The organism is Acrocarpospora catenulata, from assembly GCF_018476525.1.
GTDB classification, from domain to species: Bacteria; Actinomycetota; Actinomycetes; order Streptosporangiales; family Streptosporangiaceae; genus Acrocarpospora; species Acrocarpospora catenulata.
Map to the genome: position 1 here is coordinate 122,633 of NZ_JAHCST010000009.1, position 24,857 is coordinate 147,489.

Sequence of the window (24,857 nt, forward strand, 5' to 3'; positions counted from 1 at the left end):
ACATCCTGACGGGCAGTGGCCCGATTGGAGATCAGATGGCGCGGATTGTCGGCGTTCACGGCATCGGGAACATCGGGTATTTCCGACAGTCGTCCGGGCGTCTGGCCGCCACCCGTCAAGCTGTCGGCGATGCGTGGACGACCTGGACACGCGCCGGGCTGGAGCGCCTGAACGCGCCGGTCGTAGGACTCGACCATCTGCCGGTCGCCTACTACGCCGACTGCCTGTACCAGTACACCGCACTGGGGCCAGATGACGATCTTGGAACGCTCGAACCCTTCGCCCAGGAGTTGTTCGTCGCGTGGGCGGCCGCGTTGCTCGAACAGCGTGAGCCGCGGCTTGAGCAGGTCGCGCAGGGCCGGCTCACCCGTCGATTACTCCGGCAGCCGGCGGAATGGATAACCACACACTACGGAGAGGCGGCTCGGCAGGTGGTCGTCCGGCTCTCCGAGGAACTCGCGATCTATTTCGGCCCGGAGCACGCCGATCGCCGTACGGCGGCGCGCAGGCGGGTGATCGAGGCCATTGCGCATCACCGGCCCGCCGTGGTCGTCGCCCACTCGCTGGGCAGCGTGGTCACATATGAGGCGCTGTGCGCGGAGCCTGGAGTCCCGATCGATTTGCTCATCACCGTGGGCAGTCCACTGGGCGTGTCAGGCGTGATCTTCGAACGTCTCGAGCCCGTCCCGGACGGGCGGGGCATCCGGCCGCCGGGCGTATGCCGGTGGATCAACATCGCGGACGTCGGCGATCCCGTGGCCATCCCGGCCAAGCGTCTCGCCGAACGTTTCGACGGCCTGGACGAGGATCACGAGGTCTCGATCCACACGTTCGACCCGCACAGTGTCAGGCACTATTTACGCTGCGAGCCGCTCGCGCGAGCCCTGGCCCCCCACACCGCCGGGTGACCGGTGAACGGGTACGCGGTCAGCTTCGCCGTCACCACCTTCGCCGGAGACCCCGAACGCCTGTGGCCACTGCTGGATTTCGCCGGTCACTGCGACGACCTCGTGTCAGCGCTCAACCACATCGGATATCAGGGCCGAGTGGACGTCGATCTCACCGCGCGCGAACTCCATGACAGAGTGTTCGAGCTGATCGGTGACGGTGCGCCGGGCGCGCGGATCATCCATGTTCTCAGCCACGGCGAACTCCCCGTCAGCGACTCCCTCTATGCCGTGGGCGCCGACGGCCGCCGGACACAGGTTGCCGGCTGGATAGAGGAAGTCGAGCAGGAACCAGCGCATCCGCACACGCTGTTCCTGCTCGACCTCTGCTACGCGGGCGTGCCCGCGATGGCCGGATGGTTCGGCCGTCGCCCGCCTGACGGATCGCGGGCCTGGGTGATCGCCGCGTGCCGCCCCGACGAGCGGGCGTACGACGCCCGGTTCAGCGCGGCCAGCGCCAAGGTGCTCGCCGACCTCGACCGGCTGGACGCCTACCCGAGCCGCCGTTTCATTCCCCTCGACAAGGTCGCGCAGGCCATCGCCGCCGAAGTCCTCCTGGCCACGCCGCCGGGCGGAACCGTCCAGCACGTGACCGGGAATCTGCACGACTTCGTCACCGACATCGGCGCGCTGGAACTGCCGTTCTTTCCCAACCCCCGGTACGACGACTCCGACGAGTTCGCCGCACTGCGCGCCACCGCGGACGGCGTGGTCGGCGGCCACCTCGACGAGGTGCTCGACCCCGCCCACTGGCGCAACCGTTCCGCCGGGTACGGCGGAGCCACCCCCCACGCCCGGCCAGGCTGTTTCACCGGCCGCTCACGCCAGCGCCGGGAACTGGTCCGCTGGCTGGACACCCCGGCGGGCAACCCCGCGCTGCGGGTGGTGACCGGCGCGCCCGGTTCGGGGAAATCCGCCCTGCTCGGCATCCTCGTCTGCGCCGCCCACCCACAACTGTCCCAGCAGACCACGGACCTGTGGAGCACCGTCTTCCTGTCCCGCGCGCCGTCGGTCAACCACGATCTGGCCGCGCTGCACGTACGCCGGCACGACCTGTCCACCGTCCTGCTCTCCCTGATCAGGCAACTCGACCTGGACCTGGGTGACAGGACCGAACTCGGCTCTTCCGCCCAGCAGGCGGCCAGGGTCCGCGCCGCGATCAGGAATCGCGCGCAGCAGCCGGTGATCATCCTGGACGCCCTGGACGAGGCGTCCGATCCCCAGACCCTGCTCGACGCCCTGCTCCTGCCGCTCCTGGCAGCCCGCCGTCCCGACGGCCTGCCCGCCGCCCGCCTGCTGATCGGCGTACGCCATGGGACCCTCGCCCAGCCGCTCGTGGACCACGCGCGCGGCGGGGGCGGACTGCTCGATCTGGACGAGGTCCCGATCAAGGAGCTCAGAAAAGATCTCCGGGAGTACGTCGGCTCGTTGTTGCGGCTCAGCGGCCGTTATCAGGACGTCGCCCACCAAGCGGCACGGGCGGCGTTCGCCAGAGCCCTCGCCCATACGCTGACGCTGCCGGCGTCCCAGGAATGGGGCGCGTTCCTCGTCGCGGCCGTCTACAGTCATCACTTCATCTCCGGACAGAACACCGCGATCACCAACCCGGCGGAGGCGGCCCTGATCGGGCGCGCCATTCCCCGCACGCTGGCCGAGGTGCTGGATCTGGACCTCGGCCATCACCAAACCCAGCCGTGGCTGCGGCCTGTTCTGGTGGCACTCGCCCACGCCCAAGGTCAGGGCATGCCGCTCTCGGTACTTGAACGGCTGGCCCCGTTGTGGCGCCCCAACCGTGGCGGCGTCGGGTCGCGGGACATGCGGCAGGCGTTGGACGCGGCCAGGTTCTATCTGCGGCAGGTACCGGACCGGGATGGCACGACCCTTTATCGCGTGTTCCATCAGGGGCTCGCCGACCACCTGCGCGACCTGCCGGGCGACGGTCCCGCCGATCCCGCCGCGGCCGTCTTCGAGGCTCTGCTCGATCCGATCAGCTGGCCGGGCGGGCGCTCATGGGTGAGCGCGGTGCCGTACCTGCTGCGGCACGCGGCCGAGCACGCACCGGACCTTGACCAGCTCACCGAGCTGATCACCGATCCGGGTCTTCTGGTCCACGCCGACCCACAGCCGCTGTCGGCCGCCCTCCGCCGCCTCGACCACGTGGCCCCGGTCACGGCCGAGCTTCAGCGGGCGGTCTACCGGACCTCCGCCCACCTGCATCGAACGCTCGGACCGGCCGCGCGCCGCGACATCCTCACCGTTGACGCGGCCCGATGGGGGGCTGGCGAGCTGGCGCGGGACGTCCAGAGTGTCCCGGTCTCATATGATTCGCAACCCGCGTGGTGGCCCGCCTGGGCAACCGGCTCTGCGGTCAGCGTCGCCCATCGTGGAACGATTCCCGGCCTGGGCTCCCGGGTGAACGCCTTGGCCGTGTCCGAGGAGATCGCGTTCACCGGCGACGACGACGGCCTGATTCGTCTGTGGGACCTGCTCGACCAGGTGGCCGTGGGCGATCCGCTCGTCGGGCACCATGGACCGGTGCTGGGTCTGGCGATCTCGGAGCTGGCCAGGCGTCCTACGCTGATCAGTGGCGGTGCCGACGGAACCATCCGGCTGTGGGACATCCAGGACCGTGTGCCGGTCGGGCCGCCCATCGTGACGTACGACGAGAACTCCCGCATTCGAGCGGCGATCCACGGCCTGGCCTGCACGATCGTGGACGGCACCCGCATCGCGGTGGCCTCCTGCGACGACGGTGTGGCCCGAATCGTGGACCTCGACGCGAAAACCGTCATCCGGAAGCTCGAGAGTGGCAGGCCCGGCGGTCTGCGTGAGGTCAGGGCAGCCGAGGTGGGCGGCGTCCCGATGGCGGTCACCACGGCGGCGGAGGGGACGGTGACGGCCTGGGACCTCACCACCTACGCCGTGGCGCGGGAGCTTCCCGGCGGGTTCGGCGGCAGGGTACGGGCGATGGCGACGCTCAAGCTGGCCGGCACGCCCCACACCGTCATCGCCACCCGCGACGAGGTCAGGCTGTGGGACCTCATGGACGGCCAGGTGACGGACTTCCCGGCGGGCGACCCCGGCGTCCTCCGCGGACTCACCGCCATCGATCTGCCCGGAAATCGGGCCGTCGTGGCCGGAACAGGCGACGACGGAGTCGTGTGGGCCGCGACCCCGGGTGACACGCCTCGGTCACTGGGAGTTCATCCGGTGGGGGCGGTGGCCGTGGAGGCCACCCGTGTCGCCGGGAGATCGGTCGCCGTCACCGTTGACGGGAACGCCACGATTCGCCTGTGGGACCTGGCCGAATCCGGTCCGGTCGGCACGCCCGTCCACGGCCACGCCGAAGCCGTGACCGCCGTCTCCGTCGGCCCGGATGTCGTGACGGCGGACACGAGCGGCGGCATCCGCCGGTGGAATCCGGTGGACGGAGCCCCGAAAACTCCGCTGCTTGCCGGCCATGGCCGGCCCGTCTCGGGCGTGGACGGCGTCATGATCGGAGGCCGTCACGTCACCGTGACCGCGGGGGAGGACGGCGTACTCGGCCTGTGGGCAGAGGACGACCGCGATACGTCGTGGTGGTCCTCCGGGACGTCCCCGCTCACCGCCCTGTCCTGCACGCTCGTGGGCAACCGCCCGGCGGCCGTCACCGGCGGCGCCGACGGCGCCGTCCGCCTCTGGTTTCTGGACGACCCCTTCGTCGTCGGCACCCGCATCGGCCGCCACACCGGCCCTGTCCGTGCCGTACGCTGCGTCGACGTGAACCGGAGGCCCATGGCCGTGACGACAGGGGACGACGGTCACATCCAGCTGTGGGACCTGGCCACCGCCTCTCTCCGCGGGGGTCGTATGACCGGCCATTCGGCCTCCGTACGAGCCGTGACCTGCGCCAACGTGGATACCCGCCCAATCGCGGTGACCACCTCCGACGACGGTACCGCCCAGGCGTGGGACCTCACCCAGCTGACCGAGATCGCCCCACTCCGGCACCTGTCCCGAAGCCCGTTACGAGCCGTCTGCGCCACCACGATCGGCGTACGCCCCCATCTCATCGCCGCGATCGACGGCAACGTGGTGAGCATGTACGACCTGACCGACTGGATTGACGGGGCGAGATCGGACTCGTCCTCGCTGAGTTCGTTCCACCTGCCCGAAGAGGTGACCGCCATGGCCACCGACGACACCGGTCGGCTGGGCGTGGCCTTCGGGCGCGACGTGGCCCTGCTCCGGATCACCGACCCTAGGATGGCCGGTCATGGATGAGCCGGATTGGGAGCGCCTCGTCTGGCAGCTTCGCAACGGTCAATGCACTCCGTTTGTGGGCGGCGGAGCGGCGGCGGGCCTGCTCCCGACAGGAGCAGAGCTGAGCCACCTCTTCGCCGAGCGCTACGATTACCCCTTCAGCGACCGCCACGATTTACCACGAGTAATCGAATACGCGGAATCGGTGGTGCGCGACCGGGTCTACTTGCGGGAAGAGATCAGCAGGCTGTTCAGCTCCTCCCTGGTGCTGCAGAACGACGCCTCGCGAGTCCATGGAACAATCGCACGCCTGCCCGTTCCCGTTTACATCACCACCAACTTCGACGATCTGCTGGCCAGGGCATTGCGTGAGCAGGGCAAGTCGCCACGGGTGTTGACGTTCACCTGGTGGGCAGGACCGAACGAACGCCAGCCGGACCTGCTCAGCGACTGGGTGCCCAGCGTGGATGAGCCCATCGTCTACCACCTGCATGGCCACGTGGCCGATCCCGGCTCGCTTGTACTGACCGAGAACGACTACCTGACGTACCTGATCAACCTCACGGAGCAGGCGGCGGCGAACGGCCGCCCATCGTTACCGATCCCGGTGCTCAACGCCATAACGAGGCAACCCCTCATGTTCATCGGCTACAGCCTGCAGGACTGGACGTTCCGGGTGCTGTTCCAGGGCCTGCTCCGGTCGGTCCCTGATGTCAACCGTCGGCGGCACGTGGCCTGCATGCTTTTCCCGTACCTCGCGGACACCGGGAAAATAGAGGAGGCCGCCCGTTATCTGCGCCACTCGCTCGAGAGCTGGCTCATCTCCGTCTACTTCGGAACAACCTCCGAATTCTGTGACGAACTGCGACGCAGGCTGGAAATGGGATGAGATCAGCGAGGTGACCTTGAACGACATTGTGCCGCTGGGCGATAGATCGTAGACCCCCGTGCCGGCAGGTCCATGGTTATGGAATGGCCCGGCGGATGGTCTGAAGGGCCGAGGTCAGGATGTCGGGCGGCTGGGTGAGGGAGATTCGGAAGTGGCCGGGGGTGGTGGTCGAGTAGACCTCGCCGGCGGAGACGAGGATCTTGTGTTGGCGGAGGTGGTCGGTTAGTTGGAGGCCGGTCAGGCCGGTGGTGGAGGCGTTTACCCAGGCGTAGAAGCCGCCGAGTTGTCCGGGGGTGAGCGGGGGGATGAGGTCACCGAGGATGTGGCGGGCCAGGGCGTAGCGTTCGGCGTAGGTCGTGGAGTGGTGGGTGGGGGTGGGGCCACGGCCGTCGAGGGCGGCGATGGCGGCGTGCTGGGCGATGGCGGGGGCGCATCCGGCGGTCGTTCCGTGCAGGGCCGCGACGGGGGTGCGAAACGCGGGTGGGGCGATCAGGGCGCCGACCCGCCAGCCGGTCATCGCGTGGCTCTTGGAGAAGGTACGGCAGGCGAAGGTGACGTCGGGGCCGGTGGTCAGCGGGGAGGGGGCCCGGCCACCGCCGAAGACGACGGCCTCGTAGGCCTCGTCGCTGAGGATGGCGGCGCCGTGCGATCTGACCAGGTCGACGAGGGCGGCCAGCAGGTCGGGTGAGGCGACGGCGCCGGTCGGGTTGGCCGGGGAGTTGACGACGACCAGCCGGGCGCCGGCGGTGAGGCCTCGATCGATCTCCTCCAGGTCGAGGAAGTCGGCGCCGCCCGGGCCCTGGCGGTAGGTCAGCACGGGGATGCCGAGGGACGCGGCAAGCACCCGGTAGTTGGGCCAGGCGGGGTCAGGGGCGAGCAGGGGGCGGTCGCGGGAGCAGACGGCCGCCAGGGTCACCGCGACGGCGCCGGTGCCGCCGATCGTGATGACCACGTCCTCGGGGGACGGGCGGTGGCCGGTCGCGGTGCCGATGTCCTCGGCCATCAGGGTACGGAGTTCGGCCAGGCCGAGCTTGGGCGTGTAGCCGGTCCGCCCTTCGGCGATGGCCGCGATGCCGGCCTGGCGGATCTCGGGGGCCACCTCCTGGTCCGGTTGGCCGACGCTCAGGTCGATCTCGTCGGCGAGCGGTGCGGCGGCCATCATCCTGGTCACTGCCGAGTCAGGCAACGGTCTCCCCCAATCGTTTCGACCGACAACGTATAAGCCCAAACCTGTCGAAAACATGTCGATCTGGGCGGAAGAAACATCAAAGGTACGTATCGACAACTTTGGCGAAACACTCCGGGCCTCGAATGCCTCTCGGAGGGGCGGAGCTGCCCCGGCGAGCAATCCCTACCAGCCAGGAGGACCGCCCCATGACCATTGCCCGTGCCCGTCGATCGGTGATCGTCGCCGCTGTTTCGGCGGCCCTGACCCTCGGCGTGACGTCCTGTTCTTCGTCCTCGGACGCCGCGGATGTGGCGGCGTCCTCCCCCGCCACCTCCCCGGACGCGCTGGTCGCGGCGGCCGATCCGTCGCTGGTGCCGTACAACTTCCTCGACGACGACGGCGCGACCTGGAAGGGGCTCAACGTCGAGCTGGCCGCGGCGCTCGGGGAGAAGCTGGGCAGGACCATCACCTTCGAGAACGTCGCGTTCGACTCGATCATCCCGGGGCTGACGTCCGGCCGGTACGACCTCGCGCTGACCGGCATGTTCGACACCAAGGAGCGGGAGAAGCAGGTCGACTTCGTCGACTACATCACCTCCAAGAACAACTTCCTGATGAAGTCGTCCTTCACCAAGGACGTCCAGGGGTTCGACGACCTGTGCGGGGTCACGGTGGGCATCCCCAGCGGGGCGCTGGAGGGGCAGTACCTGGACGAGGCCTCCAAGAAGTGCGTCTCCGGCGGGCAGCAGAAGATCACCGTCAACGAGTACAAGGATCTGAGCGCGACCCTGCTGGCGCTGACCAGTGACCGGATCGAGGTCACCCCGAACGACTCGGCCGCCAACGCGTACGCGATGACCCAGCAGCAGGGGCTCAAGGTCACCGGCGGCTACGCCACCGACGGCTACTTCGCCGCCGCGTTCCCCAAGAACAGCGCGCTCACGCAGGAGGTCAGGGATGCCTTCGCCGCGATCATCAAGGACGGGACCTACCGCCGGATCCTGGAGACCTGGGGCGTCGCCGACCGCGGGCTCGACGAGCCGCTCATCAACTCCGCGAACTTCTGACACGCCCATGGTTCAACAGCAGGCAGCACCTGACACCCGGGTCGCCGACGCCGATGACGATCACGACATCGTCCCGAGGTCCAGGCCGTGGCGCTGGGTGGGGGTCGCAGTGGTTCTCGTGGTGGCCGCCGAGGTGGTCTCCTCGGTGCTGACCAACCCCAACTACCAATGGGACATCGTCGGGAAGTACCTGTTCGACAGCCGGATCCTGGCCGGTCTCGGCACCACGCTGCTGCTGACCACGGTGGCGATGGCGCTGGCCTGCCTGCTCGGCCTGGTGCTGGCGTTGATGCGCCGGGCCGACAGCAGGCTGCTGCGCGCGACCGCCGGCGGCTACGTCTGGCTGTTCCGCGGCACGCCCGTGCTGGTCCAACTGATCATCTGGTACAACCTGGCGATCCTGGTCCCGGTGGTCTCCATCGGGATCCCGTTCGGCCCGCAGCTCTGGACCGCCCAGACCAACGACCTGATCTCGCCGTGGACGGCCGCCATCCTGGGGCTGGCCCTGAACGAGGCGGCCTACCTCTGCGAGATCATCCGGTCCGGGATCAACGCCGTCGACTACGGCCAGACCGAGGCGGCCCAGGCGCTCGGCATGAGCCGCAGGCACAGTTTCCGCAGGATCGTGCTGCCGCAGGCGCTGCGGGTGATCGTCCCCCCGGCCTCCAACGAGGCGATCGGACTGCTCAAGTACTCCTCGGTGGTCAGTGTGATCGCGCTGCCCGAACTGCTCTACGCGGGGCAGCTCATCTACGGCCGCACCTACGAGACCATCCCGGTGCTGATCGTGGTCAGCATCTGGTACCTGGTCATCGTCACCCTGCTGACCTGGCTCGAACATCGGCTGGAGCGGCGCCTCGGGGCCGGTTTCGCCGCACGGCACGGCTCGGCCGCGCCGTCCCGCGCGGGGAGGTGGAGCCGATGGCTGACCCCGGCGCGATGACCGGCCCGCTGGTCCGGCTGACCGGCGTCCGCAAGCGGTTCGGCGACCACCGGGTCCTGCACGGCGTCGACCTGGAGGTGGCGCGCGGCGACGTGCTCTGCCTGATCGGCGCCTCGGGGTCCGGCAAGTCCACCCTGCTCCGGTGCGTCAACCACCTGGAGCGCCCCAACGCGGGACGGGTGTACGTCGGCGGCGAGCTGATCGGCTACCAGGAGCGCGACGGGCGCCTGCACGAACTGCCCGAACGCCGGATCCGCGCACAGCGGGCCCGGATCGGCATGGTCTTCCAGCATTTCAACCTGTTCCCGCACCTGACCGTCCTGGAGAACGTCATCGAGGCTCCCACCCGGGTGAACCGGGAGCCCCGGGAGTCGGCGGCGCGTGCCGCCCGTACCCTGCTCGACCGGGTCGGTCTCGGCGACAAGGTGAACGCCTACCCGCGGAGCCTGTCCGGCGGGCAGCAGCAGCGGGTCGCCATCGCCCGCGGGCTGGCCATGCGGCCCGAGCTGATGCTCTTCGACGAGCCGACCTCCGCGCTCGACCCGGAGCTGGTCGGCGAGGTCCTCGACGTGATGCGCGACCTCGCGGCCGGCGGCATGACCATGATCGTGGTGACCCACGAGATGGGCTTCGCCCGCGAGGTGGCCACCCGGGTGGCCTTCATGGACGGCGGCCGGATCGTCGAGGAGGGCACCCCGCACCAGGTGCTCGCCGATCCCCGGCACGAACGCACCCGATCCTTCCTGTCCAAGGTGCTCTAGATGACCGCACCCGCGTACGGCCGGATCATGACCCGCCGCGAGGCGGCCCTGCTCTCCCCCGCCGTGCTCTGCGGCGAACCGGACCGCCCGGCGTTCCCGCCCGTGGCGGCCCTCCAGGCGCAACGCGACTGGGCGGTCAGCGCGTTCGAGGACGTCCAGCGCGCCGCGCACCAGGCCTCGGTACGGGAGACCAGGCTGGTGCTGATCACCGGAGCGAACCCGGGCTGGCTGCTCAGAGCGACCAAGTCGCTCCGCGCGGCCTGCGCCTCCCCCATCGCCGTGGTGGCGGGGCCGCTCGACCAGGACCAGGTGCTCGCGCTGCTCGGCGCGGGCGCGAACCTGCTGATCGACCGGCTCTGCGGCCCCCGGGAGGCGCTCGCCCGGCTGACCGCGCTCTGCCGGGGCGCGCGACGCGACGAGACACTGCGGATCCGCTGGCTCCAGGCCGGAGAGCTCCGGGTCGACCTGGGAGCCCGCCGGTGCGTGCTCGGCGCGGACCGGGTCCAGCTCAGCCAGAACGAGTTCGACCTGCTCGTCTACCTGATGCGCCGGTCGCAGCAGACGGTGCCGCCGCACGAGATCGTGCACGAGGTGTGGCGGTGGAAGCACGGGGACGGGCTGAACACCCTGCGCATCCACGTGGGACGGCTGCGCCGCAAGCTGGGCGACACCCCGTCCGGATCCCGGTGGATCGCCTCCGTACGCGGGGTGGGTTACCAGTTCGTCCCGCCGGTGGCCGAGATCGGCGACGACCGGAGCGAGGAGCGGCTCCGCGAAACGGTGGCGACGCTCAACGCCCAGAACGACGCCCTGTACTCGATCGTCGACAACCTGCTCGCCGTGTCGGACGTGACCGCGCTCGCCGACACCGTGGTGCGCTGGGCGGTGGACCGCAACTTCTGTGACGCGGCCACCGTGTTCCGGCTGGGAAGGGACGGCCGGGGCGCGGACATCTCCACCCTGGTGGCCTCGGCGGGGATGTCGTCCCGCTGGACGCAGTCGCTGGCCGCCGGGCACCCGGTGGAACCGGGGTTCATGGGCGCGCACGCCTACCGGAGCGGCAAGGTCGTGCAACTGTCGGACGTGAGCCGGCTGTCCGGCCGCTTCCCGGTGACCGCCCGGATGTCCTCGGCCGAGGACCTGCACGCCTGCGTGCTCTTCCCGCTCTTCCTCGGCGGGCGGATCTGGGGGGACCTGGCCTTCGTCAGCCGTACCGTCCGCGCGTTCGACCCGGCCCGCACCGCCTATCTGCGGGCCGTCGCCGGCATGGTCTCGCTGGCGCTGGCCGCGCTGCACGGCAACCCGGACGGGGGTGACGGCGGTGCGCAGGATGACTGACGCCGACGTGGCGGCGGCGTGCGTCGAGCCGCGGACGCTCACTGCGGCGGTGGCCGCCGCGCTCACCGACCTCGGGGCGGGACTGGCCACCCAGCTGCCCAAGCAGACCCTGCCCACCGGCGACGGCGGCTTCTTCCTCACCGTGGCCGGCGCGGTGCCCGCACTCGACCTGGCCACCAGCAAGTGGGCCTCCTACCGGCCAGGACGCGCCGGGTCCCCGGGGGTGTCCACCTCGGCCATCCTGGTCACCCGGTACGGCGACGCCGCGAACCTGGCGTTCGTCGAGGGGATGCTGGCCACCTGGCTGCGTACCGCCGCCACGGCGGCCGCGGCCGCCCGCGCCCTGTGCGCGGAACCGCCCGCCCGGCTGGCCCTGGTCGGCTTCGGGCCGACCAACCAGTGGACGCTCCGCTACCTGGCGGCCGTGCTGCCCCCGCGCGAGGTCCGGGTGGCCGTACGGTCCGCCGCCTCGGCGGCCCGGGCGGAGGCGGCACGCGGAATGCTGCCGGAAGGCTGCGCGCTCTTCGTCACCACCGACGTGGCGGCGGCGGTACGCGGCGCCGACCTCGCCGTGTCGGCGACCGGCGCGCGGACGGCGCTGGCCGATCTCGGCACGCTGGCCGAGCGCGGGGTCGCGGTGAGCCTGGACGGCAGCCTGACCTGGCGCACCGGCGCGCGGGACCTGGTGGTGACCGACCGGGCCGCCGACGCCGGCACCGGACGCGACGCGACGGCGATCTTCAGGCCGGGTCAGGGGAAGGACCGCCGGGTGCTGGCCGACCTCGCCGGCTCGGCGGTGACGGACGTGGCGCTGGCCGCCGTCTTGCTGGGGGTCGCGCGTAAGGGCGCGCCACCGCAGGTCGTCCGAGGGGAGGCACGCCCGTGATCGCCGTACCCGCCGCCGAAAGGTCTCACCAGGTCGGTCCCGCCGCGGCACTGGCCGTGGCCGCCGCGTTCAGCGCCTTCCCCAGCCCCTTCTACCGGGACTACGCGGCGCTGCTCGGCGGTGGGGCGTGGCCGACCGCACTACTGTTCAGCGTGCACGGCGCGACGGTCGCCGGGGTGATGGGCCTGGTCGGGACGGGACGGCTCGGCAGCTTCATCGCCCGCGCCGCGCCTGGGCGGGTACTCGCCGTGGCACTGGTCCTCGACGCCGCCGCCGGGCTGCTCTACCTGGCCCCGCCTGACCTGGCCGTGCTCGTGACGGCACGGATCGGGACGGGGATCGCCCTCGGCGTCGTCTCCCCCGTGGCCACCTCGGCGCTCACCGCGCAAGCTCGCGGCGCGTCGATCGCCACGGCCTGCCTGCTGGGCGGGGTTGGAGCCGGCGCGTGCTGCGCCGGGCTGGCCGCGAGCCTCGGGGACCGGAGCGCGGCGTTCGGCACCGGGATCGCGCTGCTCGTGACCACCGCACTGGTGGTGGGCCGCGACCGCCCCGCCGCGCGGGCGCCGCTGCCACCTCCCGGCGAAAGCGGACGCCACCAGGACGCGCGACGGAGAAGCAGCCTGGACACGTCGTCGGCACGCGACCCCGGCGCGACTCCGCTCGCGGCCTGCGTGGTGGCGTTCGTCGCCAACGGTGTGCTCGGCCTGTTCACCTCGGTGCTCCCCGGGGAGGTCGCCGCGGTCTCCGGCCGAGGCGACGACCCGCTGATCACCGGCGCCGTCGTGGCGCTGGTGCTGCTGAGCGCCACGGCCTGCCGGCTGCCGGCCCGGCCGGTGGGCCCGCTGCCGACCGGCGCGCTGGTCGTGGCAGGCGTCGGCGGGCTGGCGGCCGGATGGACCGCAGGCGTGCTCTGGCTCGCCCTGCTCGGCGCGGCACTGCTGGGCGCCGCCGCCGGGCTGGGCTACGCGGGGGCGGTCCGGGCCGCCTCGACCGGCCGGACCGGGGCGGCGCGGCTGACCGCGCTGGCCAGGGTCCAGTTGGGCGGGCAACTCGGCCTGGTCCTGCCCGTGCTGATCTACGCATCCGTCAGATAAAGGAAATCGATCATGATCAACCCACCGGCCACGGCCGGGCATCGCGGAGGAGGCCGGCAGGCGTGCGCGTGAGCTTCGACATCGGAGGCACCTTCACCGACCTGGTGCTGCTCGACGAGCGGACCGGCCTGGCCTGGCTGGGCAAGTGCCTGACCACCTACGACGACTTCTCCCGCGCCATCGAACAGGGCGTCGGGGAGGTGCTGGCCGCCGCGGGCGCGACGGCCAGCGACATCGACCGGCCCGCGGTCGGCGCGACCACCCTGGTCACCAACGCGCTGATCGAACGGCGCGGCGCCCGGACCGCGCTGGTCACCACCCGCGGCTTCCGCGACGTGCTCGACATCGGCCGGGAGTGGCGCTACGACCTCTACGACCAGCGGCTGGTCATGCCCGACCCGCTGGTCCCCGGCGAACTCCGGCTGGAGATCGCCGAACGGCTCCGCGCGGACGGCACGGTCGAGACCGCCCCCGACCCTGCCGACCTCGCGGCGGTGGCCGACCGGCTGGCGGAGCTGGGCGTGGAGTCGGTCGCGGTCTGCCTGATCAACGCGTACGTGGACGCCGCGCACGAGCAGGCGGTGGCCGCCGCGCTCGCCGAGCGGCTGCCGGGCGTCCCGGTGACCCTCTCCGCCGACCTGGCGCCGATCATCAGGGAGTACGAGCGCACGGTGACCACGGTCGCCAACGCGTACGTCCGTCCGGTGGCCGGCGAGCACTTCCAGGACATCGAACGTGCGCTGACCCGCCTGGGCCTGGCCGTACCGCTGGTGCTGATGCAGTCCAACGGCGGCGTCGTCACCACCGGGACCGCGCGCCGCCACCCGCTGCGGCTGCTGGAGTCCGGACCGGCGGCGGGCGCGATCGGCGCCGCGCACGTCGGGAAGCTGCTCGGGGTGAGCGACCTGATCGCCTTCGACATGGGCGGCACCACCGCCAAGGTCTGCGTCATCACGGGCGGCGAGCCGGGCGTGCTGCCGGGCTTCGAGGTCGGCCGGGTGCACCGGCTCAAGGCCGGCAGCGGCCTGCCGGTGACCATGCCGGTGGTCGACATGCTGGAGATCGGCGCCGGCGGCGGCTCCATCGCCGCCCTCGACGACCTCGGCCTGCTCAAGGTGGGCCCGCACAGCGCGGGATCCCGCCCCGGCCCCGCCGCGTACGGCCTCGGCGGCGACCTGCCGACGGTCACCGACGCCGACACCGTGCTCGGCTACCTGGACCCGGACTACTTCCTCGGCGGCCGGATGCCCCTGGACGTGACAGCCGCCCGGCAGGCGATGACCGAGCACCTCGGCGCCGCCTTCGACGGGGATGCGCTGGCCGCCGCGGCCGGCGTGGTCCGGGTGGTGGACGAGCACATGGCGCTGGCCATGCGGGTCCACGCCACCGAACGCGGCCACGACCCCCGGGATTTCACCATGGTGGCCTTCGGCGGCGCCGCCCCGGTGCACGCCGCCCGGGTCGCCCGCATCCTCGGCCTGCGCCGGGTGGTGGTGCCCAGCGCGGCGGGCGTGCTGTCGGCGACGGGACTGCTGGTGGCGCCGCCGCTGGTCGAGGTGTCCCGCACCCAGCTCACCCGGCTGTCGGCCTGGCACGCGGACGCGGTCGAGCAGGTCTTCGGCGACCTGCGCCGGCAGGCCGAGGCGGAACTGGCCGAGCCCGCCGTCCGGTTCGAGCACTCGGCGGACATGCGCTTCGCCGGGCAGGGCTTCGAGATCGCGGTGCGGGTCGAGGCGGGCGACGGCCCGGCCGAGTACGCGGCCCGGTTCGCCGCCGAGTACACCCGGATCTACGGCGTGCCGGCCGAGCACGGCGACGCCGAGGTGGTGACCTGGCGGATCCGCGCCTACGGCCGCTTCGACCGGCCCGAGTTGGTGCGGACGGTGCCTGCGGCGACCACGCACGAGGCCGCGGGCCGGACCAGGCAGGTGTGGTTCCCCGAGACCGGCCTGGTCGAGGCGCCCGTGCTGCGCCTGCTGGAGGAGCCGCCCGGCACCCGGGTGGTCGGTCCTGCCGTGTTCCAGATGCCGGAGAGCACCGCCGTGGTCGGCCCCGGCGACCTGGCCGAGATCGACGAGCACGGCAACCTGCACATCGCGGTCGCCGGCTCCCCCAGCCGGGCCGCCGACCGGAGCGCGGCCGAGCGGAGCGAGGCGACGGCATGACCTTCGACGAGATCCGCCGCTACCTGGCCGCCGCCGGGCTGCCCGACCGGGACCCGGACACCCCGGCGACCAGCACGGGACGGTTCGCCGACGGCGGCTGGTACAAGTGGGAGGTCGCCGGGGCCCTGCTCGGGCCGACCGTGCGTGCGCTGGCCGAGCGGCTCCGGCCGTACGGGATCAGGCTCCACCAGGTGACCAACACGGTCGGCACCATGCGGCTGCTCGACGCCGAACTGGCCGACCTGGTGGCGGCCTGCGCCGAGCACGACGCGCAGTTGCGGGTCGCGATCGGGCCGCGCGGCATGTTCGACATCGGCGGCCAGCCGCTCGCCGCCGCGGGGGTGGCCGCGGCCAGCGCGTACCGGCTGCGCGGCATGGAGCAGGTGGTGCGCGCCGCCGACGACGCGCTGCACGCCGTCGAGCTCGGGGTCCGCGGCTTCCTGGTCTTCGACGAAGGCGTGCTCTGGCTGCTGAACCGGATGCGGGCCGACGGGCTGCTGCCGGACACCGTACGGCTCAAGGCGTCCTCCAACATGGGCGCCAACAATCCCCTGCACGCCCGCCTTCTGGCCGGTCTCGGCGCCGACTCCGTCAACCTCCAGCGTGACCTGGACCTCCGCATGATCGCCGCGGTCCGGCAGGCCACCCCGGCCGCGCTGGACCTGCACACCGACAACCCTCGCGCCACCGGCGGCTTCGTCCGCGGCTACGACGTGCCGGAGATGGTACGGGTGGCCGCGCCCGTCTACCTGAAGTCCGGCAACGCCGCCCAGGACTTCGCCGACGAGGCCCCCGGCGAAGAGGTGGTGGGCAGGATCACCCGGCAGCTCGCCCTGGACGCGCAGCTCCTCGCCCGGCTGTTCCCGGAGGCCACCCCGTCCGACACCAGAGAGTTCTAGGAGACCCCCATGATGACCTGGGATGCCGCGACGCTGCAGATCGTCTGGCAGCGGCTGATCTCGGTCGCGGACGAGATGGCGGCCGTGCTGCTGAGGACGGCGTTCAGCTCCGTCGTCCGCGAGTCCAACGACCTGGCCTGCGCGGTGCTCACCGCCGACCTGGACCTGCTGGTCGAGTACGGCAGGTCGGTCCCGGTCTTCACCGGGACGGTGGCCGGCACGGTCCGGACCATGGTCGAGGAGATCGGCCGGGACCGGCTGGAGCCCGGCGACGTGCTCGCCACCAACGACCCATGGGCCGGCAACACCCACCTGCCCGACCTGACGGCCGCCACCCCGGTCTTCCACAACGGGGAGATCGTGGCGTTCGTCGCCAGCATCTGCCACCTCTCCGACATCGGCGGCGCCTCCGAGGGCGCCTTCGCCCAGGACATCTTCGAGGAGGGGTTCTGCCTCCCGCCGGTGAAACTGGTCGAACGCGGAACCCCGAACCCGCTGATCCGGCGGATCCTGGCCCGCAACGTACGGGTGCCCCGGCAGGTGCTCGGCGACGTGGACGCGCTGGTCGCCGCCAACGCCCTCGGCGTGCGGCGGATCACCGCGATGCTGGCCGACGACCCCGACCTGGACCTGACCGAGGCGGGCCGCCGGATCTGCGCCGCGACCGAGTCGGCGGTGCGCGCCGCCATCCTCAACATCCCCGACGGCTCCTACCACGCCACGGTCGCACTGGACGGATTCGAGGAGCCCAAGCAGATCACCGTGACCGTCGAGGTCGCCGGGGACGCGATGGTGGTGGACTACGCCGGCACCTCCACCCAGAGCAGGTACGGCATCAACTCCGGCTCGCCGACCCTCGGCTACACCCGGTACGGCCTGGCCTGCCTGCTCGCACCCGACCTGCCCAACAACGAGGGCGCGCTCCGCCCGATCACGATCAGGATCCCGGACGGCTCCCTGCTCAAGCCGGACAAACCCGCGGCGCTCAGCGCCAACTTCCCGGCGCACGCCATCCCGGCCGTACTCTCCCGGGCCCTGCTCGGCCCGCTGCCGACCCGGGTCGCGGCGGCGGCCGGCACCCCGTTCTGGGTGGTCGGCGTCCGGGGCCGGGACGAGGCCGGCCCGTTCGCCTCGCTGCTGTGCTTCAACGGCGGGCAGGGCGCGTGCCAGGGCCAGGACGGACATCCCACGCTCAGCACGCCGAGCAACGTCTCCAACACCCCGGTCGAGGTGATCGAGGCCCAGACGCCGCTGCTGGTGGAACGGAAGACGATCGTGCGGGGCTCCGGCGGCGCGGGAGCCTGGCGCGGCGGCGACGGCCAGGAGGTCGTGCTGCGCAGCCTGCACGACGAACCGCTGGACATCATCTTCCTCACCGAACGAATCGACCATCCGGCACCCGGGCTGGCGGGCGGAGCCGACGGCCTGCCCGGCGCGCTGGCCATCGACGAGGTGCCGGTCGCCGAGCCCAAGAGCCGGACGGCCCTGGCCCCCGGGTCCCGCATCCTGCTCCGCACCCCCGGCGGCGGCGGATTCGGCACACCGTGACCCTCTTTCCTCTCGCCTATCGAGTCCTTTGGGAGACCCCGCAATGACCGACATCGTGACCACCGAGCGCACCGGCTGGACCCCCGCGGGCACCACGTTGGTTCCCCCGCGTGGCAGGCTGGCGCTCAAACTGCGCGCCGGACAGACCCTGACCGTCGTCGACGTACGCGGCCAGCAGGTGATGGACCTGATCGCCGCCATGGTGGACGACCCGGACGAGCGCCTGTCCTGCATGTTCTCCCGAGTGAGTTCCGGCAGATGGGACCTGAGGGAGGGCCACAAGGTCTACTCGACCAAGTGCGCCCCCATGTTCCGGGTGGTCCACGACGACAACGGCATCCACAACATGACCGGCGGTTACTGCTCGCAGTGGTCCAACGCCATCCGGTACGGCACCGGCCAGACCTTCACCTGCTACGACAACCTGACCGCCGACTGGACGGACCTCGGACTCGACGTCCAGAAGATCTCCCCCGACATGTGCATCTCCCTGTTCATGAACATCGCCCACCACCCGGACGGGCGCATGGAGATCAAGGAGCCGACCACCTCACCCGGCGACCGAATCGTGCTGGAGGCCCTCGCCGACGTCTACGTCGGCCTGTCCAACTGCCCCGAGGAGCACAATCCGTGCAATGCCTACCAGCTGACGGAGATGGAGGTGACCGTGGGCTCGGAACCACCGGCGGGCGCCTTTACAAAGTAGATCATCCTGACGACAGCGCCCATCGCCAGGATGGCCTCACATCGCGAGACCAGCGGCAACACCGTCCCGGTGATGTACTACTGCTGCGGGCCGTTCCTCAGCCCTGGGAAGTGGCGTCTGCGTGAACCTGGGCTGTCTCGAACAATTGGCGGCGCGAGCGGTCAGCGGGTCCGTCGCCGGAGGCCGCGAGCTGGCGCGGGCGCATAACTCGACCAGGGGCGCTGTCGGTGGGCTTCTCCCCGCGATCAGTTTGCCGTGCTCGAAATGCCCTTCGGCGCGGACCAGGGCGGCCAGGCGGGGTCCGTTCACGGCGCTCCAGCGGGTCCGGGGGCGTTGATGATGGTCCTCAACTTCAAGCTCAGCCAGCGGTGCGAGTAGTGGGCATGCGCGACACCTGCGACCTCATCAAGCCGACCTCGGCCTCGCCATCACAAGGCCTCCGTCAGGGACACTCCTCGGTGATCCGCTTGATGTGCTGGTTGCGCAGCATAATGAGCTTGACCATGTAGCGGCGGAGCACCAGCAGTTCGGCGAGCCGGCCCAGCGGCCCGAAAGGGGCCTCGAACTCGACGGTGTCCCGCATCAGGGTGCCCTCGCCGGACGCCTCGAAGTAGTGGGCGTGGTGCCAGCGGCGGAACGGCCCGGCCACCTGCTCGTCCACGAACGAGTACGGCCGGTCGAGGGCACTGATCGTCGAGGTCAGCCGCCAGGGCAGCCCGAAGTGCCGGGCCTCCCAGGTCACCTGGTCACCCAAGGCCAGCCGGCCCGAGGTGACCCCGGCGACCGCCCGCTCCCGGGACGCGCGCATGGAGGACGTATGGGTCTCCACCGACAACGAGATGTCGAACACGACCTCGACCGGAGCCTTGATCAGGGTGGCGAGCTCGAAGCGCGGCATGGGCCTGACCCTAGCTGGTGATGATTCCGGGGTCACTTCGGCTGGACCTCGTCAACGAATGATCTTGAGCGCTACCTCGACACCTCCCCCGTCGCCGCAACAGCCGTCACAGGATCTGACAGGTCGTCCCCACAAGTGATTGGGCCTTGCGTAATGATGCGTGGCCGTTTACGCTTCCGGCTCAAGTTAGGAAACCTTCCTAATAATTATCGGCCTCTACCCTCGTCAGGAGCGCCAATGTTACGTGTGGAGCGCCCGCAGCCCCCCACGCAAGATCGCCCCAGACGCCGCCGCTCGCTCGTGGCGGCCGCTGTGCTCATGTTCGCCGTACCGTCCCTGACCGGTCTGACCTCCCAGACCGCGACCGCCAGAACCGCGCCCGTCCAGCTCATCTCCGGAGGAAAGCCGGCCACGGCGTCGTCGATCGAGGGGACGGGGTTCGAGGCCGGGCGGGCGGTGGATGGGAACACCGCCACCCGATGGGCCTCGGCCGAGGGTAGTGACCCGCAGTGGATCCGGATCGACCTGGGCGGCTCGTACGCCGTGTCCCGGGTGCGGTTGAACTGGGAGGTCGCCTACGGCAAGGCCTACCGGATCGAAGTCTCCCCCGACGGCAGCAACTGGACGAGCATCTACTCCACGAGCACGTCCGACGGCGGCATCGACGACCTGACCGCCTCGGGCACCGGTCGCTACGTCCGCATGTACGGCACCGCGCGCGGCACCCAGTGGGGCTACTCGCTGTGGGAGTTCGAGGTCTACGGCACGCCGGCCGCAGGCGGCGACACCACTCCCCCAAGCGTGCCAGGCAACCTGCGCTCGACGGGCACAACCTCCAGCAGTGTGTCACTGGCCTGGAACGCCAGCACCGACAACGTCGGCGTCACCGGCTACGAGGTCTACCGGGGTAGCACCCAGGTGGCCACGGTGACCGGCACCAGCCACACCGACACCGGCCTGGCCGCCGCGACCTCCTACACCTACACCGTCCGCGCCCGCGACGCCGCCGGCAACCGCTCTGCGGCCAGCACGGCGATCACCGTCCAGACCGCCAGCGGTGGCGGCACCCCGGTCGCGGCCAACGGACAGCTCCGGGTGTGCGGCACCAAACTGTGCAACGAGGCCGGCAAGCAGATCCAGCTCCGCGGCATGAGCAGCCACGGCATCCAGTGGTACAACCAGTGCCTCAACACCGCCTCGCTCGACGCGCTGGCCAACGACTGGAAGGCCGACATCCTCCGGATCTCGATGTACATCCAGGAAGGCGGGTACGAGACCAACCCCCGGATGTTCACCGACCGGGTCCACCAGCTGATCGACATGGCCACCGCGCGCGGGATGTACGCCCTGGTGGACTGGCACATGCTCACCCCCGGTGACCCGAACTACAACCTCAGCCGGGCGCAGACGTTCTTCACCGAGATCGCCCAGCGGCACAACGCCAAGAAGAACGTGCTCTACGAGATCGCCAACGAGCCGAACGGCGACTCCGTCACCTGGTCGGTCATCCGCAACTACGCCAACCAGCTCGTCCCGGTGATCCGCCAGTACGACCCCGACGCCCCGATCCTGGTCGGCACTCCCGCCTGGTCCTCGCTCGGCGTCTCCGGTCCCGGCGACCAGACCGACACCATCCGCAACAACCCGGTCAGCGGGACGAACATCATGTACACCTTCCACTTCTACGCGGCCTCGCACGGCACCGCGTACCTGAACGCGCTGTCCCGCGCGGCCGACCTCCTGCCGATGTTCGTGAGCGAGTTCGGCACCCAGACCGCCTCCGGCGACGGCGCCAACAACTTCAGCAGGTCCCAGCAGTACCTCGATCTGATGGCGCAGAAGAAGATCAGCTGGGTGAACTGGAACTACTCCGACGACTTCCGCACCGGCGCGGTCTTCACCACCGGCACCTGTCCGAACGGCCCCTTCGCGGGGACGAGCAGGTTGAAGGAGGCCGGCGTCTGGGTCCGCGACCGGATCCGCACCGCCGACGACTTCTGATCAAGGACAACGCGCGGGTGTATTCCTTGGCGGATACACCCGCGCGAACCACCCGTTCGGCCTTCAGAAGATCCAGATTCGCCGGAGCCTAAGCGGCCAGGCTGTCGATCAGCACGTCTGGTGCTTGGGCCAGCGACGGCCCGTACCAGGTGAGATGCCGACCGCTCACCAGGGCCGACGGCAGGCCAGGGAAGCTTTCGGGTCCGTCGTCCGCGGTGAAGCGGTAGGGCTCGTCGGGCAGTACCACCAGATCGGGTCCGGCCTGCCGGATTTCCTGTGGCGTGGTGCGCGGGTAGCGCTCGGTGTGCTCGACGAACACGTTGTCCACGCCGAGGCGGGCCAGCACGTCGCCGGTGAAGGTATCGCGGCCGACGGCCATCCACGGGCGCCGCCACACCAGGATCGCCGCGCGCCGCCGGCGTGGCGGCTCGGGACGGTCCCAGGCGCGGGCCGCATCGTCCAGCCAGCTGGGGCGGGACACGCGGCAGGCCTCGGTCAGCATACGGTGCAGCGAGGTCAGCGCCTCGGGCACGGTACGCACGACGGTCGTCCACACCGCGATCCCGGACGCGCGCAGCGCCTCCAGGTCGGGCTCGCGATTCTCCTCGAAGTTGGCCAGCACCACGTCGGGCCGCAGGTCCCGGATCCGGTCCAGATCGGGGTTCTTGGTCCCCCTGACACGGACGACCGGCAGACCGGCAGGCTGGACGCACCAGTCGGTGGCACCGACCAGAAGTCGCGGATCGGTCGCGGCCACGGCTTCGGTCAGCGACGGCACCAGCGAGACGACCCGCCGTACCTCTGGGGGGACGGCCACGTCACGGCCCTCATCGTCGTACGCCATGGGGCATATGTTCCCCTTTCCGCCAACTCCCGCCAACCAGGGATAGCTGCGGAGGAGTTTTCGGGAGGCAGCTGCCTGAAACGGGTGTGGTGATCGGGGCGGATTGGGAGGCGGGCGGTTCCCGTGTAATGATGACGGCGCCATGACAAGCGCCACCTCTGCCACGACGCCCTTCCGCGTCGTCCGGGCCGTCGTCTTCGCGACGGTCTCGGTCGTGCTGAGCGTCGGCGCGCACGCGTACGCCGGCGGGTCCGTCTCGGCGGGTTCCCTGCTGCTGGCGCTGGCGCTCTCGTTAGTCGTCGGCCTGGCGCTGGCCGGGCGGGAACGCTCGATGCGGGCGATCTTCCCGGCGCTGGCCGGGTGCCAGGCCGTGCTGCACCTGCTTTTCTCGTACGCCCACACCATCGAGCCGGTGGCCGGCCACCACCATGCCACCACGTTGCTCCCCAGCCTGAGCATGCTGATCGCCCACGCCTGGGCGGCCGGGTTGACGGCCCTGTGGCTGGCCCGGGGCGAGGCGCTCCTGTGGGGGCTGTTACGCCGCCTCGAATTCCGGCTCCTGCTGCTGCTCCGGGTGGTCCTCGACCCCGGCCACGCGCAGCCGTCCGTTCCTCCCGCCGAGTGCGTCATCGTGCCGCGTTCGGCGTTGTTCGGCCATGAGATGGGCCGCCGGGGTCCTCCCGGCATCGTCAGCCTCGTCGCCGCCTGACCCAGCGGTCAGCGCGGCATCTCCGTGATCACCGGATTCGATCCGGCCCTCTGACGTCGCTGCCGTTTCCCCTCGAAAGGGTCTGTTTCTCATGTCCTCGCGCCTTGCGCTGTCCGCGTTCGCCGTCGCCGCCGTACTCGCGATCTCCTCCTGTGGATCCCAGGAGACCCCCACCGCCGCCGCGCCCGCTTCCTCCGCGCCCGTTTCCTCTGCGCCCGCTCCCTCGCCCACCGGTCCGGCCCTGTCCATCACCGACCCGTGGATCAAGACCACCGAGAAAGGCATGACCGCCGCCTTCGGCACCCTGGTCAACAACTCCGGCTCCGACATCACGGTCGTGTCCGGAGCCACCCCGCTGTCGTCCATGGTCGAACTCCACGAGGTCGTCGAGAACGACGGCAAGATGGTGATGCAGCCCAAGGAGGGCGGGTTCGTCATCCCCGCGAACGGCTCGCACGAACTGAAGCCCGGCGGCGACCACATCATGCTCATGAGCGTCTCGGAGGCCGTGAAGCCCGGCGCCGAGATCGAGTTCACCCTGACGCTCAAGGACGGCGGAACCTTCACCTTCACCGCCCTCGGCAAGGACTTCGCCGGAGCCAAGGAGGACTACCAGCCCGGCGGCGACATGAACATGGGCGAGGAGACGGACGCCGACAATGGCTGAGTCCCAGCTGACCCGCCGAGGCCATCGTGCCGTTCCATGGCCCCCGTCAGGCGGGCATCGCCACCGAGCCGCAGGCACACGCCGTCTTCATCGCATTCGACCTGCGCGAGAACACCGATCGGGACGCTCTCGGCCGCATGATGCGCCTGCTCACCGACGACGCGAGGCGGCTCACCCAGGGCCGTCCCGCGCTGGCCGACACCGAGCCGGAACTGGCCTCCCCACCCGCCCGGCTGACCGTCACCTTCGGCTTCGGCCCCGGCCTGTACGCCAAGGCGAAAACCCGCTCCCCGATCAAGCCCCTCCCGGCGTTCACCATCGACAAGCTGGAGAAACGCTGGTCCGGCGGAGACCTGCTGGTGCAGATCTGCGCCGACGACCCGCTGACCGTGACGCACGCGCTCCGAATGATCGTCAAGGACGCCCGCTCGTTCGCCACCGTCCGCTGGACCCAGCGGGGTTTCCGTCGCGCGGCGGGGACCCAGCCCGCCGGGCAGACCCAGCGCAACGTGATGGGCCAGCTCGACGGCACCGCCAACCCCGTGCCCGGCACCCCTGACTTCGACCTGGCGGTGTGGCGCCCCGACGGAACGACCACACTCGTCGTACGCCGGATCCGTGCCGAGATGGAGACCTGGGACGCCGCCGACGTGGTGGCCAAGGAGTTCACCATCGGCCGCCGCCTGTCGACGGGAGCCCCACTGACCGGCACCAGGGAGCAGGACCCACCGGACTTCGCGGCGACCGGCCCCCGCGGCTTCCCGATCATCTCCGAGTACGCCCACATCCGCCGTGCCCACGTCGGCGACCCCTCGTTGCGCATCCTGCGCCGCGTCTACAACTACGACGAAGGGGTCACCAAGCAGGGTCACGCCGACTCCGGGCTGGTGTTCGCCTCCTACCAGGCCGACATCGAGCGACAGTTCGTCCCTATCCAGCGCCAACTGGCCGAAGCCGACCTGCTCAACGAGTGGACGACCCCGATCGGCTCGGCCGTCTTCGCCATCCCGAAGGGCTGCGGCCCGGAGGGCTGGATCGGGCAGGAAGTCCTGTCATGAGGACGCTCCCGCTCACGACAGCCTCCC

At 70.8% G+C, this 24,857-nt stretch carries 20 protein-coding genes; 17 read left to right on the top strand and 3 right to left on the bottom strand.

Going from position 1 to position 24,857, the window contains the following annotated elements; genetic code table 11:
* Positions 1-35 precede the first annotated feature (35 nt).
* Genes KIP79_RS11855 through KIP79_RS11865 form a run of 3 tightly spaced genes read left to right on the top strand, consistent with a single transcriptional unit; the run spans position 36 to position 6,078 of the window.
* Positions 36-908, top strand: coding sequence for a hypothetical protein (locus KIP79_RS11855; RefSeq protein WP_214104790.1), 873 nt, complete (start codon positions 36-38; stop codon positions 906-908).
* Between the two features lie 3 nt (positions 909-911).
* Entirely contained in the window at positions 912-5,210 is a 4,299-nt protein-coding gene (locus tag KIP79_RS11860) for an AAA family ATPase (RefSeq protein ID WP_214104791.1), read from the top strand.
* Positions 5,203-6,078 carry an SIR2 family NAD-dependent protein deacylase gene (locus KIP79_RS11865; protein ID WP_214104792.1) on the top strand — a complete coding sequence of 292 codons (876 nt, stop codon included), beginning with the start codon at positions 5,203-5,205 and terminating at the stop codon, positions 6,076-6,078. The genes KIP79_RS11860 and KIP79_RS11865 overlap by 8 nt, the downstream gene beginning before the upstream one ends.
* Positions 6,079-6,154: 76 nt before the next feature.
* Here the strand turns inward: KIP79_RS11865 and KIP79_RS11870 are convergent, their stop codons facing one another.
* Positions 6,155-7,264: a pyridoxal phosphate-dependent aminotransferase gene (locus tag KIP79_RS11870; protein ID WP_214104793.1), complete on the bottom strand. Its 1,110-nt coding sequence runs from the start codon at positions 7,262-7,264 to the stop codon at positions 6,155-6,157.
* Positions 7,265-7,452: 188 nt separating this feature from the next.
* Between KIP79_RS11870 and KIP79_RS11875 the strand changes: the two genes are divergently transcribed.
* From KIP79_RS11875 to KIP79_RS11920, 10 genes are all read left to right on the top strand, one after another.
* Complete coding sequence (locus tag KIP79_RS11875) at positions 7,453-8,313, top strand: ABC transporter substrate-binding protein (RefSeq protein ID WP_214104794.1); 861 nt, start codon at positions 7,453-7,455, stop codon at positions 8,311-8,313.
* Between the two features lie 7 nt (positions 8,314-8,320).
* Entirely contained in the window at positions 8,321-9,256 is a 936-nt protein-coding gene (locus tag KIP79_RS11880; protein WP_214104795.1) for an amino acid ABC transporter permease, read from the top strand.
* Positions 9,235-10,017, top strand: coding sequence for an amino acid ABC transporter ATP-binding protein (locus tag KIP79_RS11885; protein ID WP_372453560.1), 783 nt, complete (start codon positions 9,235-9,237; stop codon positions 10,015-10,017). The genes KIP79_RS11880 and KIP79_RS11885 overlap by 22 nt, the downstream gene beginning before the upstream one ends.
* Positions 10,018-11,355, top strand: coding sequence for a winged helix-turn-helix domain-containing protein (locus tag KIP79_RS11890; RefSeq protein ID WP_214104796.1), 1,338 nt, complete (start codon positions 10,018-10,020; stop codon positions 11,353-11,355).
* Entirely contained in the window at positions 11,348-12,241 is an 894-nt protein-coding gene (locus tag KIP79_RS11895; protein WP_214104797.1) for a hypothetical protein, read from the top strand. The genes KIP79_RS11890 and KIP79_RS11895 overlap by 8 nt, the downstream gene beginning before the upstream one ends.
* Entirely contained in the window at positions 12,238-13,335 is a 1,098-nt protein-coding gene (locus tag KIP79_RS49390; protein ID WP_214104798.1) for a hypothetical protein, read from the top strand. Before KIP79_RS11895 ends, KIP79_RS49390 begins: the two co-directional genes overlap by 4 nt.
* 68 nt (positions 13,336-13,403) lie before the next feature.
* On the top strand, positions 13,404-15,500 hold the full coding sequence (locus KIP79_RS11905) for a hydantoinase/oxoprolinase family protein (protein WP_214104799.1): 2,097 nt from the start codon (positions 13,404-13,406) through the stop codon (positions 15,498-15,500).
* Positions 15,497-16,399 carry a U32 family peptidase gene (locus tag KIP79_RS11910; protein WP_214104800.1) on the top strand — a complete coding sequence of 301 codons (903 nt, stop codon included), beginning with the start codon at positions 15,497-15,499 and terminating at the stop codon, positions 16,397-16,399. The genes KIP79_RS11905 and KIP79_RS11910 overlap by 4 nt, the downstream gene beginning before the upstream one ends.
* Before the next feature lie 9 nt (positions 16,400-16,408).
* Positions 16,409-17,947, top strand: coding sequence for a hydantoinase B/oxoprolinase family protein (locus tag KIP79_RS11915; RefSeq protein WP_214104801.1), 1,539 nt, complete (start codon positions 16,409-16,411; stop codon positions 17,945-17,947).
* 43 nt (positions 17,948-17,990) lie between these two features.
* Positions 17,991-18,653 carry a DUF1989 domain-containing protein gene (locus tag KIP79_RS11920; protein WP_214104802.1) on the top strand — a complete coding sequence of 221 codons (663 nt, stop codon included), beginning with the start codon at positions 17,991-17,993 and terminating at the stop codon, positions 18,651-18,653.
* A gap of 442 nt (positions 18,654-19,095) precedes the next feature.
* On the opposite strand, the gene KIP79_RS11925 is transcribed toward KIP79_RS11920, so the two are convergent.
* On the bottom strand, positions 19,096-19,551 hold the full coding sequence (locus KIP79_RS11925) for an SRPBCC family protein (RefSeq protein WP_214104803.1): 456 nt from the start codon (positions 19,549-19,551) through the stop codon (positions 19,096-19,098).
* A gap of 237 nt (positions 19,552-19,788) precedes the next feature.
* On the opposite strand from KIP79_RS11925, the gene KIP79_RS11930 reads away from it, so the two are divergent.
* A complete protein-coding gene (locus KIP79_RS11930) occupies positions 19,789-21,552 on the top strand; it encodes a cellulase family glycosylhydrolase (RefSeq protein ID WP_214104804.1) in 1,764 nt (587 codons plus the stop codon).
* A gap of 88 nt (positions 21,553-21,640) precedes the next feature.
* On the opposite strand, the gene KIP79_RS11935 is transcribed toward KIP79_RS11930, so the two are convergent.
* Positions 21,641-22,396, bottom strand: coding sequence for a helical backbone metal receptor (locus KIP79_RS11935; protein ID WP_214104805.1), 756 nt, complete (start codon positions 22,394-22,396; stop codon positions 21,641-21,643).
* A gap of 142 nt (positions 22,397-22,538) precedes the next feature.
* Here KIP79_RS11935 and KIP79_RS11940 point away from each other — a divergent pair, with 142 nt between their 5' ends.
* From KIP79_RS11940 to KIP79_RS11950, 3 genes are all read left to right on the top strand, one after another.
* Positions 22,539-23,105: an MFS transporter gene (locus KIP79_RS11940; protein WP_214104806.1), complete on the top strand. Its 567-nt coding sequence runs from the start codon at positions 22,539-22,541 to the stop codon at positions 23,103-23,105.
* 91 nt (positions 23,106-23,196) lie between these two features.
* Positions 23,197-23,772 carry a copper chaperone PCu(A)C gene (locus KIP79_RS11945; RefSeq protein ID WP_214104807.1) on the top strand — a complete coding sequence of 192 codons (576 nt, stop codon included), beginning with the start codon at positions 23,197-23,199 and terminating at the stop codon, positions 23,770-23,772.
* Positions 23,773-23,798: 26 nt separating this feature from the next.
* Complete coding sequence (locus tag KIP79_RS11950) at positions 23,799-24,830, top strand: Dyp-type peroxidase (RefSeq protein WP_308169680.1); 1,032 nt, start codon at positions 23,799-23,801, stop codon at positions 24,828-24,830.
* The last annotated feature ends 27 nt before the right edge of the window (positions 24,831-24,857 follow it).